Origin of the sequence: Microbulbifer sp. 2205BS26-8 (genome assembly GCF_030731025.1) — a bacterium.
GTDB lineage: Bacteria > Pseudomonadota > Gammaproteobacteria > Pseudomonadales > Cellvibrionaceae > Microbulbifer > Microbulbifer spongiae.
This window is the reverse complement of record NZ_JAVAMR010000035.1, coordinates 23134-37646: the sequence shown is the minus strand read 5'-3', so window position 1 is coordinate 37646 and position 14513 is coordinate 23134. Positions and strand designations below refer to the sequence as shown.

Sequence of the window (14513 nt, the reverse complement as noted above, 5' to 3'; positions counted from 1 at the left end):
TTTAAGCAGTCTCAGTACCATTATTCAGTTGGCACTTAGTTGTGGACTGGATAAAAACAGCGTAGCTACGAAATAGGGTATTTAATCCTTTATTGAGTATCTTTTTGTACGACCTCTAAAAATTCCTGGTGTATTTTTCCATTGGTCCCATGGCCGATGTCCTGAAAATGTGCAATTACACCGTTGCGCCGGTATACCCCGAACAAAACCAACAGAGAGTTACGGGGTATGGTTTTTTATAGGATTAATAGTTGCGGAATTTCTCCCGGTAGGCACCGGGAGCGAGCCCTGTCCATTTTTTAAAGGCGCGATTAAAAGCGCTGGGTTCGGAAAAACCGAGCCGCTCGGCGATTTCTGCAACAGCAGTCTCCTGTTGTTTTAACTGGTAAACCGCCATATCGCGGCGTACGGAATCCTTGATGTCCTGCCAGCTGTTGCCTTCCTCCTTGAGACGTCTGCGTAGCGTTTGCGGGGAGGTATAGAGGCGCGCTGCAACATCATCCAGGGAAAGATTTTCAATACTGTTTTGCTGTTGCAGCATACGGCGTATACGGCCGGTAAAGCTGCGGTCAGACTTATATTGGGTCAGCAGGCATTCCGGTGCGCGGGACAAAAACTCCGCCAGCTGTTGCGCATCGCGTACCAGAGGCAGCTGCAGGTAGCGGGTGCTGAAAACCAGGCAGGTCTCTGACTGGTTGAAATAGTGTCTGCAGGGGAACATATCACTGTAGTCTTCATTGTAGTCCGGTGGTGGGAATGCCAGCAACACACGCTCCAGCAGAATGGTGCGGTCGATCAGCCAACTGAAAAAGCGCAGCCAGATAACCGCGATGGACTCCACAAAAATCTGGTTGGGCAGCTTCTTTTCGTTGCCGTGGTGAAAGATCAGGTGGGCCTCCTCGCCGTCCTCCACCAGCCTGATCTGCAGGTCGTCGCTGACCATGTGGATAAAGCGCGCGGAACGCAATAAGGCCCGGTGCAGGTTGGGGCAGCTGATACAGGCGTGGCCCATCATGGCGAAGGTGCCTGGTAGCCAGGGGCGTAATAGGAAGCCACCGGACTCGTCGTTCAACAGATCCCACTTCAGGCGCAGGAGGCTGGCCACTTCTTCCCGGCCGATGCGGCCCTCCGGGTTCTCGAGCCGGGCGGGATCAATGCCACTGTCACGCAACAGCTGCTGGCAGTCCAGTCCTGCTGCTTGAGCGCCGGCCAGCAGGGCGCGCACTGCAGCGGCGAGGATCCCTGGGCCCGTTTCACGGAGGTTGGGTGTCACGCTTTCCACTCTCTCAACCCTCAATAATATGGTGTATGGCGCATGTGTTTTATCAGATGCAAGCGGGATTATGCGTAAAGCGCGTGAGAAAGTCAGGTTTATTGCCGCCGAGTGTCAGAAAGGGACAAGTCCGCTGGGCAGTACGGATAAGCTGGAATTTGTCTGGTGCTGTTGTGGTTGTTGTGTAAAAGTCTGTGGCCTGGGGCCCGCTGTTCGTTTATTGCTTAGACCTGCAAGTCATTTGGGTTGGCCATTCAAGTAACCAGGTTCTGAAGGAGTAGTTGCATGCCGTCAGCACACATTGAAGCGCAGTTGAACCCGACGATCTGTCGGCGTATGTTGATTGCGTATTTAATCGAACAGATTCCTCGCCCAAACAACCCTGCACTGGAGGCGGCTACCGGCTGGCCGCGGCGTACTATACAAGACATCATCGCCAAGGGGCTGCCTGGTCATGGCACCAGGGTAACGTTTATCCAGGAAGGCGTGCGCCACAATGATGGCTACTATCGGCTGTGCGACTGGGGCTCTTTTGACAGAGATTGGGTGAAACGCAATTTGCCGGCTATTTGCCGGTTACTGGAGGTTACGCTGGATTAAAACGGCACACCCGGTGACTGTGGCGTGCCGCTGGGATTGGCTATTGCGGTTGTGGTTGGGGCTGTTGCAGGAGTTTGTTGACCTTTTCCAGTAAAGCCGGATTGGATTTGATGCTGTTGGCGATTTCCTGGTATTTGCTTTTCGACAGTCCTGTTTTTTCAATCGCCGCGACCATTTTGCCCTGGGCCTCCTTGTTGAGGGCCTCTGCTTCGCGAATATCGCTGGCAGCCTTGAGTTTGGGCGCGTACTCGCGGCTCAACACCACAATTGCACGATAGGCTTCCGCAAACTGTTTGAGTTGAGGTTCACTGAAAGAGACTTTCGATACCTCTGTCTGTGGGGCTGCAGGTTGCGCCAGGGAAACCGGCACGGTGAGCAGCAGGGCAGATAGCGCGAGGAAGGTTGAAAAAAACTTCATTGGGCTCTCCAGAAGGTCGGTGGACGCTTTTGCTTGTCTGGGGGAGCGCCCAGCGTCACGTAAGGGCTACCGGCTTCATACACGAGTCGGTGGGGGGAACTGGCAGGCGGCCGAGGCCTCAGTTCTGGGACATTAGTTTTAGGGTAGCCAGTTTCAGGGAGCCTGTTGTGTAATTCTCCGCCAGGCACGGTTTTTTTGCCGGCAGTACCTAGAGCTTAAAAAAGGCCGAAGAGCTTCTTGCGCCTGTTCAGGGACGACTCACAGCGATTGAGCTGTTGCTGATAGTGCTGTGCCTGTGCGGATACTTTTTGGGAGACCTGCTTGAGCCAGGCCTTGTTTTTAAAACTGCGCCGGTTAAAGCCTCCGTGGCCCTCGTGGTAGGCCAGGTATAAATGGTAGGTGTCATTCGAGCGGATCTGGCATCGGCGCGCACTGGTATTGTTATACCAGCCGACAAAGTCGACAGCATCTCCGAAATCATCGCGATCCGCCCCATATCTGAATGTGGAACGCTGATAATCGCGCCAAGTGGTACCCAGGGCCTGGGTGTAGCCATAAGCGTCCGAGGGGCGCGGTCCGGGGATAAAGCCCAGTATCTTGCTGCGGGGTGGGCGGGCATCGGATACGAAGCGGGACTCCTGGTGCAGGATTGCCATCATGGTTGCAATTGGTGAGCCCCACTTTTTCTCTGCTCCCCTGGCGTCTGCGTACCAGCCTTTCTTGTCGCGAAAGATGGAACAGAGGTCATCGGGATTATCCGGTGGGCTGGTGGCACAGCCGATACTCAGTGCCGCGGCGGTCATCAATACTGCCAGTATCCTCTTTTTCCTGTTTTGTCGCATAGCCATAGAACACAGTTAACCGGTGATGTTTTTTACCCCTGTGCCGGTACTGAGCAGCAACAGGTCTGCCGGGCGCCTGGCAAAGATGCCGTTGGTCACTACCCCGGTGATATTGTTGATCGTCTCTTCCAGGTCAATGGGCTGGTGGATCTTTAGGTTATACACGTCCAGGATTGCATTGCCATTGTCCGTGATCACACCCTGGCGATACACAGGGTCCCCCCCCAGTTTTACCAGCTCGCGGGCTACCAGCGCGCGCGCCATGGGAATCACTTCCACCGGCAGCGGAAACGCGCCAAGTGTCTCGACCCACTTGCTCTCATCGGCAATACAGATAAACAGGTCGGCACAGGCTGCGACTATTTTCTCCCGGGTCAGGGCCGCCCCTCCCCCTTTGATCAGCTCGAGTGTCGGGTTGACCTCATCGGTACCGTCCACATAGAACTGGATACTGTCGACACAGTTCAACTCATAAACCGGAATACCGTGGGACTTGAGTCGCTCGGCGGAGGCTTCGGAGCTGGCCACAGCACCGTCGAACTTGCCCTTGATCCCTGACAGGTGATCGATAAAGAAGTTCGCTGTAGAACCGGTACCGATACCGACGATGGAGCCGGTTTCCAGGTGTGGGGCGATATAGTCGACAGCCGCGCGCGCGGAAGCAAGCTTCAATTCATCCTGGGTCATCTTAAGGATAATTTCCTCAGCAATTATATCGGGCTTGCTTATATTATTTGATATAAAAAAGCGCAATATCGTAAAATTTATGGCAAATGTGCCTGTAAGGGCTTAGACTGGCCTGCCGAAGGTGTGCGCCTGCAGCTCCCCTCCCCTGAGTCGCGCAAAGTAATGATACGCAACGGCTACCGAAACACGCTATGCCCAAGTCCTATATCAAGCGCATTTTAGACGCGCGCATTTATGATGTCGCTACCGAGACACCATTGCAGCAGATGCGCCAGTTGTCCCACCGGTTCAACAACCGTATTTTGCTTAAGCGAGAGGATCTGCAACCGGTATTTTCCTTCAAGATACGCGGTGCCTATAACAAACTGCTGCAGCTACCGCCGGAGCAGCGGGCACGCGGGGTTATCGCCGCCTCTGCGGGCAACCATGCACAAGGTCTGGCTCTGGGGGCAGCACAGTTGGGGGTGCGCGCCACGATTGTGATGCCAAAGACAACCCCACATATCAAGGTCAACGCGGTACGTATGCGCGGTGCTGAGGTGGTGCTGCACGGGGATACGTTTGACGAGGCGGCTGCGCGTGCGCGGCAACTGGTTGAGGCGCGGGGCCTGGTCTTTGTCCATCCTTATGATGACCCCGATGTGATCGCGGGTCAGGGCACCGTGGCCATGGAAATGCTGCGCCAGCACCCCGGCGAGCTGAAAGCCGTATTTATTCCGGTAGGTGGTGGCGGGCTGGCTGCGGGTATGGCCGCCTTTATCAAGTATGTGAGACCGGAGACCAGGGTGTACGGGGTTGAGCCCGAGGACGCCGCCTGCCTCAAAGCCGCTCTGGCAGGCGGTAAACGGGTGCGCCTCCCGCAAGTGGGACTGTTTGCCGACGGTGTTGCCGTAGCCGAGATCGGCGAGGAGACTTTTCGGGTGCTGAGTGAAACTCTGGACGGTGTGATTACCGTGAGCACGGACGAGATTTGTGCCGCCATCAAGGATATTTTTGAAGATACCCGTTCCATCGCCGAGCCCGCCGGTGCAGTGGGGCTGGCGGGGTTGAAGAAATTTACCGGGCAGAACGAGTGTCGCAACGCCGCTCTGGCCACGGTGTGCAGTGGGGCCAATCTCAATTTCGACCGGCTGCGCTATATCAGCGAGCGCACGGAAATCGGTGAGAAGCGCGAGGTGGTGCTCGCGGTGCGCATACCCGAGCACCCCGGCAGCTACCTGCGCTTTTGTCGGGATTTGGGAGATCGCGCCATCACCGAGTTTAATTACCGCTATGCCAGTGACGAGGAAGCCCATATCTTTGTGGGTCTGCAGGTGAGCGCCGATGACGACAGGCAGCGATTGATCGGCAAACTGGAAGCGGGCGGCTATGGGGTAACCGATCTCACCGATAATGAGATGGCCAAATTGCATATCCGCCACCTCGTGGGTGGCCGGGTGCCGGGATTGCGCGATGAAGTCGTATATCGCTTTGAATTTCCCGAGCGGCCAGGCGCCCTGCGCACATTCCTTGAACACTTGGAGGGGCGCTGGAATATTACCCTGTTTCACTACCGCAACCACGGTGCTGCCTTTGGCAGGGTTCTGGTTGGGCTGCAGGTTGTGCCAGCTGCCCGGAGTGCGCTCCTGGAGGTGCTGCAGCAATTGCAATTCCCCTTCTGGGATGAAACAGAGAACCCGGCCTATTCCTGTTTTCTGGCCAACTGAGTCCCGCACAGAATCAGGTGGAGTAAAAGCTTTTGACAAGAATGGTTGCGCCGACCGGGGGTTACTTTTTGTGGGTTTCTTTGTGTAAAAATGCGACAAAAACCCCATAAAATGTGCAAAAACCGGTTACTATTCCATCGAATTTTCAGTATCTTTTCCGGTTGTGGAACTTTTGCTGTGGCTTGTGTCATATGCGGGGCGAAGCACCTATAACAACAAAATTGATCGTACAGGATGGTCCCAATGAAACCCGATGCGCTGACAATCGCTGTGATTGTCTTTGTCGCGGGCGTACTGTTGAGCACCAGTGGCTTGTCCGGGGTTTTTGCCTCGGAGCCGGAGCCACCGGCTGCTCTGCAGCAGGGAGTGGTTACCCGCTAGGCTGATGCCGGGGGGCGCTCTGCTCGCGCACTGAGAAGAAAGGCCGGTCACACTGTGTGCCCGGCCTTTTTTTTATCTGGCTGCTCAGGGGTTATCGACAGCGATAGATACGTTTTTCTGTCACTACCAGATCCAGGGGGATATCCCAGTTATCTGTGGGGAGGTGCTCAACGCACTGTAGCTGGTGGGCAGTACCAATCAATTGCGGACCGGCACCGGGCAATAACTGCTTGTGTTCAAAGGTGCGATCGTAAAAGCCCGCACCCATGCCCAGGCGGGCCCCCTTCGGGTCGAATGCCACCAGGGGAACCAGTACCAGATCCAGTAACTTCGGTGCGCGGCAGGGACCGGCTGCGGGTTCGGGAATATGAAACCGGTTGCGAAAAGAAAGTGTCTCCCCATGCCAGCGTTTGAACCTAAGGTGTGGCTGCGATTCCATCGGTAGCACCGGCAGGTAGAAGTGTTTTGCACGAAAGCGTTGCAATAACTGGCGAATATCCAGTTCACCGTCAATGGGCCAGTAAATACCAATATGCCGCGCGCGTCTCATTTGCGGCAGGCGGCTTAACAGGGTAATGGCCGCGCGGGCGTGCAGGCGCTGTTGATAAGCGCTCAGGTCCCGTCGCCCCGCACGCATACGGCGGCGCAGTTGCGTTTTGTTTTCGCTCATCTGTGGGGAATGACTGGAGAGAATAGGGAACCCCGAGTGTGCGGCTGTAGACGAGGCCTTGAACCGTAAGGTTCAAGGTGGTGGTATCCGGAGTACATTAGGCTTTCCGCTGCACGGCGGACCTGCACACCAGTATTCGCTGGAAACCACCAGGGTAAAATTATCGGCTCAAGGACAAAGTCTGCTGGCCAGCACCCCAGGGTATGGAGTAAGTATAACCGGGAGTGGCGAGGCTGTTAACCGGAAATCTAAACCTTGCCCTGGGGTACAGGCTATTATGGCTGGGACTCCTGCGGGGGGCCTATCTCTCCCAGTGCGTTTTGCACCTTATCTTTGAGCCGGTCGAGCATTTCCTCTTGAAGGGGGATGCGGCCTAATTCTGCTTTTGCCTGGATCAGCTCGTGGGCAATATTCAGAGCCGCCATGACGGCGATACGCTCAATGCCGATAACTGTACCGGAGGCACGAATACGTGACATGCGCTCGTGCAACAGACGGGCAGAGGCCTGCAGCCCGGCGCGCTCACTTTCCGAACAGGCGACTCGGTACTCTTTGTCAAGAATAGAGACAGTGACGGTTTCGGGAGTTTGGGCAGAGTCAGCCATCAGGAATCCTGCGTTAGCCCCTTGAGACGATTGATCATGGCTTCGACCCGCGAGCGGGCGGTTTCGGTATTTTTTATCAGGAGCTGGCGCTCGCGCAGCCAGTCAGCTTCCTGCCGACGCAGTTCACGATTGTCACTGGCCAGCTGCTGGCAGCGGGCGATCAGTGCATCCACAGTGCTTTCTAACGCGCGCAGCTTATCCATATTTCCTGCATTTGAGGTCGACATCGGACTCGCAACACGACAGACTGCGAGGGTTTACGCTACTATATGGCCGGCGAAATGGTGGGTCAATCGCTCCACCTGCGCGGGCAATCACAAAATTCTCCGACAATGCCCGGCCTTTGTACTGACACTGCAGTCGCAGTGTGCTGACTGCATCCCGGTTGGGGAAAAAACGGTGCGCTATGCATGACCTCTGAAACCAGCCGATTTGCGCTTCTCGCCAACGCCATTCTCGCGGCTGGCAGCCGCGCGGACCCCAGTGAGTTACACGGTTTTATCTGTGGTGTGCTAGCGACAGGGTCCAAACCGGACAAGGAGTGCTGGCAGCGCGAGCTGGCCGAAATGCTCGACCTGGAGTCCGTGCCTGCTGGCCTGAGCCGGGAGTTGTTGCAGTTGGCGGAGGGCAGCCGAAAACAACTGGGTGACAGCGCCTTTTCCTTTCAGTTGGTACTCTGCGAGGATGGGGATATTGTCGAGCGAACGCTGGCACTGGGCCACTGGTGTGCGGGTTTTTTACACGGTTTTGCTGTCGGCGGCACCGGGGCAGAAATAATGCCTACCAGTGAGGAGGCCCTGAAAGATATCGGCGCGATCTCGCAGGTGGATGCGGATCATGTCGAGGAGGGAGAAGAGGCGGAACAGCAACTGGTGGAGCTGCAGGAGTATGTGCGGGTTGCAGTGCTCAATATCTTCACCGAGTTACAGGCGGGCCAAACCGGCGATGGCCCTACCGTGCACTGATACCCAGCCACGTGAAAAGTGCAGAGGGCATTGGCAAAGCGGAATATGCCCGCTGCCGCGCCCGGCTGATGGCCGAACTGGTACCGGGGGGCAGCCTGACGATTCTCCCCTCCGCCAGTGAACAACTGCGCTCCCGCGATACCTATTTCCCCTTTCGCCAGGACAGCGATTTTCTCTAGCTGACCGGCTTTGCTGAGCCCGAAGCACCGCTGGTACTGGTGCCGGGGCGTGTGCGAGGGGAATCCCTGTTGTTCTGTCGGGAGAAAGATGCGGCAAGGGAGAGATGGGACGGCCCGCGCCTGGGGACCGAAAGCGCCGCCGAACACCTCGGTCTGGCCGACGCCTTTCCCATCGGAGATCTGGACGATATTTTGCCAGGGCTTTTGGAGTGGAGGGCTGCGGGCGTATTTATTTCCCGATGGGGCGCTACCCTCACTGGACAGGCGCATCCGCAACTATCTGCAGGCCATTGATGCGGCATCGGACAACAGAGGTGTGCCGGATACGGTCGACTTGGATTATCCGTTGCGGGAACTGCGCCAGATAAAAAGTGCCCGGGAATTGTGCCTGATGACCAAAGCCGAAACATCAGTGCCGATGCGCACCGCCGCGCCATGGCACACTGTGAGCCCGGGCTCTATGAATACCAGCTGGAGGCAACACTGTTACACACTTTTGTGGACAGCGGGGCACGGGAAACCGCCTATCCAACCATTATCGGCAGTGGCCGCAACGCCTTTGTGATGCATTATTGCAGCAATCGTGCGCAATTAAAGGCGGGGGATCTGGTGCTTGTGGATGCGGGCTGTGAGTATCGTGGTTATGTTGCCGATATCACCAGAAGCTACCCGGTAAGCGGTCGCTTCAGCGGTGCACAGAGGGCCCTTTATGACATCGTTCTGGCGGCGCAGCAGGCGGCAATTGATCAGGTACGGGCAGGCAATCACTGGAATGACCCCCACTCTGCCAGCGTGGAAGTGATTACGCGCGGCCTGGTGGATCTGGGATTACTGCGCGGCGAGGTGCACGGTCTGATTGAAACCGGTGACTACCAGCACTTTTATATGCACCGCGTCGGCCACTGGCTGGGTATGGGTGTGCACGATGTCGGGGACTACCGCGTACACGGCGCCTGGCGCCAGTTGGAGGTGGGGATGGCAATGACTGTTGAGCCCGGCGTCTATGTGCCTGCGGATGACGAGCGTATCCCTGTGGACTTTCGCGGGATTGGCATTCGAATCGAGGACGATGTCGCCCTGACCCGTGACGGTGTGCAGGTCCTGTCCGCCGCCGCTCCCAGGGCCGTGGCAGAGATTGAGTACACCATGCGCCACGGCGGGGACCTAATGACCCGTTAATGTTTAATGCGCTATTTTTGTGCCTGCCGGCCCAAAGACTGTGGGGCGCCTGGCCCGGGGGAAACGCTTCATGAACGAGACTCACCAGCGAACTGATGTGGCTATTGTCGGTGGCGGCATGGCCGGTGCAAGCTTGGCACTGATGCTGTCGCATTTTTGCCCACAACTCCGTGTGGTCTTACTGGAGCAGAGAGCGCTGCCAGATGTTGCGGCCAGCGTTCGGTTACCCAGTTTCGACACCCGCGCCACGGCGATAGCCGCGGGCAGCCTGCAGTTGTTTCGACAGCTGGATCTCTGGCCTGCCCTGCGCGAATACAGCGCCCCCATTCAGCGTATTCAGGTGAGCGACCGCAGCCAGGTGTTTGGTGCTTGCCTCACTGTCGGTGAACAGCAGTGGGCAGGCTTCGAGGGTATGCTGGGGGCAGTGATTGAGAATGCAGCCCTGGGGCCTATCCTGCACAGTGCCCTGGCTGACACACCGGTCAAACTTGTTGCCCCGGCCCAGGTAACAACGGTTTGCATGGGCGCGCCGGGCGCGAGCCTGCGCTGGCGCGCCGGCGAGGGATGCGCTGAGCATCGCCTGACCGCCGGGTTGCTGGTGATCGCCGAAGGGGCTGATTCCCCCCTGTGTCGTCAACTGGGTATAGAAATTGACACAGTAAAGTACCAACAGCGGGCGCTGGTCACTACTGTTGGTCTACAGCGGGACCACAGTGGGGTTGCCCACGAGCGGTTCACCGCTGACGGTCCCATGGCCCTGCTGCCACTGCCACAGCGGGACGGGCTGTATCGCGCGGCTCTGGTTTGGGTCTGTGGGCAACAGGATGCCGAAGCGCTGTGTGCATTGTCCGAGCGCCAGCGGCTGCAGCAGGCACAGCGGGCATTTGGCTGGCGCGCAGGGCGGTTTGTGCGTATGGGGTCCCTGCAAGCGTACCCCCTCAGCCTGTCCCTGGCGCGGGAGCAGTGGCGGCGCAATATAGTGTTGATCGGCAACTGTGCACACTTTCTGCACCCGGTGGCCGGACAGGGGTTCAACCTGACCCTGCGTGATTGTTACGGTCTGGCACAGGCGATGGCAGGCGAATGGCCGGTACAGGGATCTTCGTCGCAGTTGCAGAGGTTGGCGGCCTATGGTCGTGGCCGCCGCCTGGACCAGCAGCTGACGGTTGGCTTCAGCGATCGTATACCGGTCCTGTTCGCAGCATCGAACCCGCTGCTGCAGGGCCTGCGTCAAATGGGCATGCTGGGTTTGACGCTGGTGCCGCCTCTGCGCTCGGCATTTGTGCGTCAGGCGGCGGGATTTGGGCTTTAACGGTGCCCCGGTCGGCACAACTGCGCAATGGGGTTGCTATGAATAGACACCGCTTGGATTTCGCCATTGTCGGCGCCGGCATGGTAGGCATGGCCCAGGCTGCGCTGTTGGCGGTGCGCCACCCGGTGATGCGCTTGGCGCTGCTGGAGTCTGCTACGGAAACCGCACCCAAACCGGCACAGCACTACGAGTCCCGCGTGGTGGCGCTCACCCAGGCCTCCCGCGAACTGCTCGAGGAGGTGGGCGCCTGGGGGGAGATCGCCGCGGCGCGCGCCTGCCCCTATGTGGAGATGCGCGTTTGGGATGCCGACGGTACCGGCTCTGTGCGCTTTACGAGCCGCGATGTGCAACTGCCCAACCTGGGCCATATCGTCGAGAACACTGTGATTGTGAGTGCGTTGCGCTCGCGCCTGGAGGCACTGCCCAATGTGGAGCTGGTCAACGGCTTTTGCCTGGAGAGCTGGTGGCGCGATTGCGGGCTCTGGCATCTGCAATCCCGTGGTGACCAGGTCAATGCGCTGGAGGGGCTGCGGGAGCAGCCCGAGATAGTGCGCACACGGCTTCTGGTTGGCGCGGACGGGGTCCGCTCCAGGGTGCGGGACCTGTTGCATATCCGCTGCCAGGACACCGATTACCACCAGACTGCCTTGGTGTGTGTGGTCCGCTGTGAAAAGCCGCACCGCCACACCGCCTGGCAGTGCTTTTTGCAGACAGGCCCGCTGGCCTTTTTACCCCTGGCCGGACTCGGTGATAACAACCACTGTGCCGTGGTCTGGTCGGCGGACAACGAGCTGGCGCGGGAACTGCTGATGCTGGACGACCGGGCCTTTGCCCTGAACCTGGAAAAAACCTTCGAGAGCCGGCTCGGCAAAGTGGAATCCGTTACTGAGCGCCTGTCCTTCCCTCTGCGCGCCCGCCATGCGGAGCGCTATCAGGGCCCGGGAGCGGTCCTGGTGGGGGATGCTGCCCACAGTATCCACCCCCTGGCGGGGCAGGGCGTCAACCTGGGATTACAGGATGTGCGCGTGCTGGGTGATGAGATTGATCGCGCCCTGTCGCGCGGACTGGAACCCGCCCACCCATCGGTACTGGCGCGCTATGAGCGCCGTCGTCGCGGAGACAATGCCGCCACCCTGAAGGCCATGAGCGCCTTCAAATCGCTTTTTGGTGCCGGGCAGTTGCACTGGCGCTGGCTGCGCAATACCGGTTTGAATATGGTGGACGCCAGCCCCATGTTAAAGAAACGGATCATCTTGCGGGCTATGGCGGTGTAGTGAGGGCCCACTGGCGCATTGTCGATTTGCGCTGTCGCACTTTCTTCAGGCCAGCGGGGGCATCCGGTTGGCGTTGGGCGCGCCTGTGGCGGGACTATAAAAAAGGTTTTTGTCAATTGAGCCAGTGGATTGCAGTTTACTCGTTTCCCCTCTCAAAAGATCTCGGTGCACTGGTCGGTTTTATCCAGCGCTATCAATTGCCGCTGCGGATCGTCGAGGAAAAAAACCGGCAGTTATTGCTGACGGTTGACGATCACCTCGGGCAAATACTAAAGCCGCTTTTGCAGCGCTGGGAAGCAGGAGAGATCAGTTTCGATGAGGTGCAGTTGCAGCGCGTCGCGCCCGGCGATCGCTCCGGGCCCGGTGAGACCAGAGTACAGCCGCCACAGGCACCGGAGTCAGGCCCTGAAAACCGCACCGGACACAAGCCGGTCGGGTCGCAACCGGCAAGCCCGGTGTTACCGTTTTTCCCCCTGGTCCGGACCCCGGTCAGCCTGGTGTTGATTGCCCTGTGCTTCCTCGGCTGGGTTCTTTTGGCCAATCACTCTGCAGATGCCCTGTTGATCACCCCGGATCACAGTGGCAGCCCTCTGTCTGTACACTCCTCTCTGGCACTGCATCTGCAGCGGGGGGAGTACTGGCGCCTGATCACCCCGGCGATGGTGCACTTTTCCCTGGCCCATGCCCTGTTCAACGCCCTGGGCATCTGGATACTGGGCCGGCCCCTGGAGGCCCGCGCAGGGAGTTTGGCGTTTATCGCCCTGGTCGTGCTCGGGGCCGTTATCTCCAATGTGTCCCAGTATCTGTGGGAACCGCAGGTCCGCTTTGGCGGTATGTCCGGTGTGGTGTATGCGCTTGTGGGCGCTGTAGTGGTGATACAGCGCTGGCAGCCCGCGTGGCGGGATGTTCCCTATGGTATCCCGGCTGTGGCACTGATCTGGTTGCTCCTGTGTGCGTTGGGCATTGTGACTTTCTTTACCGGCGTGGGTGTGGCCAATGCCGCGCATATCGGTGGCTTTCTCAACGGACTGGTGATTGCCCTGGTTTACTGTGCCTTGGGAGGTGCGCGAAAATTCAACCCTGATGCCACTGTTGCCCGTAAATTATGAGTCTTTTAATCACCTATATCCTGATTGCTCTCGGTTTCTCCTTTTTGTGTTCCATCGCCGAGGCGGTCATTCTCAGTGTCACCACACCCTATGTGCGCCTGTTGGAGCAGAAGGGGCACAGGGCTGGAGCACTGTTGCGCAAACTCAAAGCGGATATCAATGCGCCCCTGGCCGCTATCCTCACCCTGAATACCATTGCGCACACTGTCGGAGCTGCCGGCGCCGGTGCCCAGGCTGCAGAGGTTTTCGGCAGTCAGTACCTGGGCATTGCCTCGGCGATCCTGACCCTGTTAATCCTGGTTTTCTCCGAAATTATCCCCAAAACCCTGGGAGCAATTTACTGGCGTCAACTGGCGCCTTTTACCGCTTTCGTGCTGCGTACTCTGGTGTGGTTGCTGTATCCGTTTGTGAAAATGTCGGAGTGGCTGACCCGCGGTCTCACCCACGGCCCCACGTTGACAGGTTTCAGCCGTGACGAGTTTGCGGTCATGGCGGAGATCGGCGAGGCGGAGGGGCAGTTGGAGCCACGCGAATCGAATATATTGCGCAACCTGTTTTTTACCTTGCGCGATCACTCGGTGCGGGAGGTGATGACACCGCGCACCGTGGTATTTTCCCTGCCCCAGGATGAGACGGTGGGTGAAGCCTACGAGGAGGTGGAGCGAGGCCGTTTTTCCCGCATCCCGGTTTTTGAGAATCGCGACCCCGACTGTGTGGTGGGATTTGTACTCAAGCAGGAGCTGCTGCTCGCCTATGCCAAGGGGGAACGGCACAGGAAACTGGCCGAATACCGCCGCGATATGCTGATGCTGCCGGAAACCGCCACCATCTATCAGGCTTTCCAGAAAATGTTGTCGCGGCGGGTACAGATCAGTGCCGTTCTGGATGAGTACGGCAGCCTCGAGGGGCTAGTGACCCTGGAGGATTTGCTGGAGACGCTACTCGGCGAGGAAATCGTCGATGAGGCCGACAAAACGCCGGACCGACAGGAACTGGCCAAGCGACTGTGGCGCTGGCGCTCGAAGAGGTATGGCCTCAAGGTGGATGAATCAGCCCAGCAGGAGAAAGACACCGAGGACACCGGCGATGGGCGGAATCATTCCGACAAATGATTTTCCCCCATTCAGTCCCGGCTTTCCCTGGGGGACCTGCCCGATCCGGACTTCCCCTCTGTCTTCGCAAGCGCCCCGGCGGAATCTTTGGCGGTGAACAATGATCTGGGCAGGGTTAAGTCCCGGTGGCCGCAGGGCTAACCGAGCAGATCTGCCGCGCAGCCGCGTCTGCTGGAAACGCCACTACCCAAGCCGCTAGAA

Annotated in this window: 15 protein-coding genes, 1 other RNA gene and 2 pseudogenes; 10 read left to right on the top strand and 8 right to left on the bottom strand. The window is 58.2% G+C overall.

Annotated features, from left to right (window positions below; all coding sequences use genetic code 11):
- Positions 1-244: 244 nt before the first annotated feature.
- Positions 245-1273: an AraC family transcriptional regulator gene (locus Q5Y71_RS12115; protein ID WP_306042403.1), complete on the bottom strand. Its 1029-nt coding sequence runs from the start codon at positions 1271-1273 to the stop codon at positions 245-247.
- A gap of 285 nt (positions 1274-1558) precedes the next feature.
- On the opposite strand from Q5Y71_RS12115, the gene Q5Y71_RS12110 reads away from it, so the two are divergent.
- A complete protein-coding gene (locus tag Q5Y71_RS12110) occupies positions 1559-1873 on the top strand; it encodes a helix-turn-helix domain-containing protein (RefSeq protein ID WP_301415413.1) in 315 nt (104 codons plus the stop codon).
- 40 nt (positions 1874-1913) lie between these two features.
- Here Q5Y71_RS12110 and Q5Y71_RS12105 read toward each other — a convergent pair whose 3' ends face one another.
- From Q5Y71_RS12105 to rpiA, 3 genes are all read right to left on the bottom strand, one after another.
- On the bottom strand, positions 1914-2291 hold the full coding sequence (locus Q5Y71_RS12105) for a DUF4168 domain-containing protein (RefSeq protein WP_306042402.1): 378 nt from the start codon (positions 2289-2291) through the stop codon (positions 1914-1916).
- Between the two features lie 215 nt (positions 2292-2506).
- The gene (locus tag Q5Y71_RS12100) at positions 2507-3133 is read right to left on the bottom strand and encodes a hypothetical protein (RefSeq protein ID WP_306042404.1); all 627 of its coding nucleotides are present in this window, start codon (positions 3131-3133) and stop codon (positions 2507-2509) included.
- Between the two features lie 15 nt (positions 3134-3148).
- Positions 3149-3820 carry a ribose-5-phosphate isomerase RpiA gene (rpiA, locus tag Q5Y71_RS12095; RefSeq protein WP_306042401.1) on the bottom strand — a complete coding sequence of 224 codons (672 nt, stop codon included), beginning with the start codon at positions 3818-3820 and terminating at the stop codon, positions 3149-3151.
- A 182-nt stretch (positions 3821-4002) separates the two neighbouring features.
- On the opposite strand from rpiA, the pseudogene ilvA reads away from it, so the two are divergent.
- Positions 4003-5526, top strand: a pseudogene (gene ilvA, locus Q5Y71_RS12090) (threonine ammonia-lyase, biosynthetic); the annotation flags it as partial.
- A 243-nt stretch (positions 5527-5769) separates the two neighbouring features.
- Positions 5770-5907 (top strand): hypothetical protein, encoded by a 138-nt coding sequence (locus Q5Y71_RS12085; protein WP_301415409.1) that lies wholly within the window; start codon positions 5770-5772, stop codon positions 5905-5907.
- A gap of 91 nt (positions 5908-5998) precedes the next feature.
- Here the strand turns inward: Q5Y71_RS12085 and Q5Y71_RS12080 are convergent, their stop codons facing one another.
- The 4 genes from Q5Y71_RS12080 to Q5Y71_RS12065 all read right to left on the bottom strand — a co-directional run bounded on the left by Q5Y71_RS12080 (position 5999) and on the right by Q5Y71_RS12065 (position 7385).
- On the bottom strand, positions 5999-6577 hold the full coding sequence (locus Q5Y71_RS12080) for a 5-formyltetrahydrofolate cyclo-ligase (RefSeq protein ID WP_306042400.1): 579 nt from the start codon (positions 6575-6577) through the stop codon (positions 5999-6001).
- A 25-nt stretch (positions 6578-6602) separates the two neighbouring features.
- A non-coding RNA gene (gene ssrS, locus Q5Y71_RS12075) (6S RNA) lies at positions 6603-6783 on the bottom strand.
- Between the two features lie 69 nt (positions 6784-6852).
- Complete coding sequence (locus tag Q5Y71_RS12070) at positions 6853-7182, bottom strand: cell division protein ZapA (RefSeq protein ID WP_306042399.1); 330 nt, start codon at positions 7180-7182, stop codon at positions 6853-6855.
- Positions 7182-7385 carry a TIGR02449 family protein gene (locus Q5Y71_RS12065; protein ID WP_301415406.1) on the bottom strand — a complete coding sequence of 68 codons (204 nt, stop codon included), beginning with the start codon at positions 7383-7385 and terminating at the stop codon, positions 7182-7184. Before Q5Y71_RS12065 ends, Q5Y71_RS12070 begins: the two co-directional genes overlap by 1 nt.
- Before the next feature lie 207 nt (positions 7386-7592).
- Here Q5Y71_RS12065 and Q5Y71_RS12060 point away from each other — a divergent pair, with 207 nt between their 5' ends.
- The 7 genes and pseudogenes from Q5Y71_RS12060 (at position 7593) to Q5Y71_RS12035 (ending at position 14312) form a co-directional block, all read left to right on the top strand.
- The gene (locus Q5Y71_RS12060; RefSeq protein WP_306042398.1) at positions 7593-8147 is read left to right on the top strand and encodes a UPF0149 family protein; all 555 of its coding nucleotides are present in this window, start codon (positions 7593-7595) and stop codon (positions 8145-8147) included.
- 11 nt (positions 8148-8158) lie between these two features.
- A pseudogene (locus Q5Y71_RS17590) lies at positions 8159-8620 on the top strand (aminopeptidase P N-terminal domain-containing protein).
- A 90-nt stretch (positions 8621-8710) separates the two neighbouring features.
- Positions 8711-9505 carry a M24B family metallopeptidase gene (locus Q5Y71_RS17585; RefSeq protein ID WP_371877037.1) on the top strand — a complete coding sequence of 265 codons (795 nt, stop codon included), beginning with the start codon at positions 8711-8713 and terminating at the stop codon, positions 9503-9505.
- 70 nt (positions 9506-9575) lie between these two features.
- Entirely contained in the window at positions 9576-10817 is a 1242-nt protein-coding gene (locus tag Q5Y71_RS12050) for an FAD-dependent monooxygenase (protein WP_306042397.1), read from the top strand.
- 38 nt (positions 10818-10855) lie between these two features.
- Entirely contained in the window at positions 10856-12091 is a 1236-nt protein-coding gene (locus Q5Y71_RS12045) for a UbiH/UbiF/VisC/COQ6 family ubiquinone biosynthesis hydroxylase (protein WP_306042396.1), read from the top strand.
- Positions 12092-12207: 116 nt separating this feature from the next.
- Positions 12208-13200, top strand: coding sequence for a rhomboid family intramembrane serine protease (locus Q5Y71_RS12040; RefSeq protein WP_306042395.1), 993 nt, complete (start codon positions 12208-12210; stop codon positions 13198-13200).
- Positions 13197-14312 carry a CNNM domain-containing protein gene (locus tag Q5Y71_RS12035; RefSeq protein WP_301415401.1) on the top strand — a complete coding sequence of 372 codons (1116 nt, stop codon included), beginning with the start codon at positions 13197-13199 and terminating at the stop codon, positions 14310-14312. The genes Q5Y71_RS12040 and Q5Y71_RS12035 overlap by 4 nt, the downstream gene beginning before the upstream one ends.
- Positions 14313-14513 lie beyond the last annotated feature (201 nt).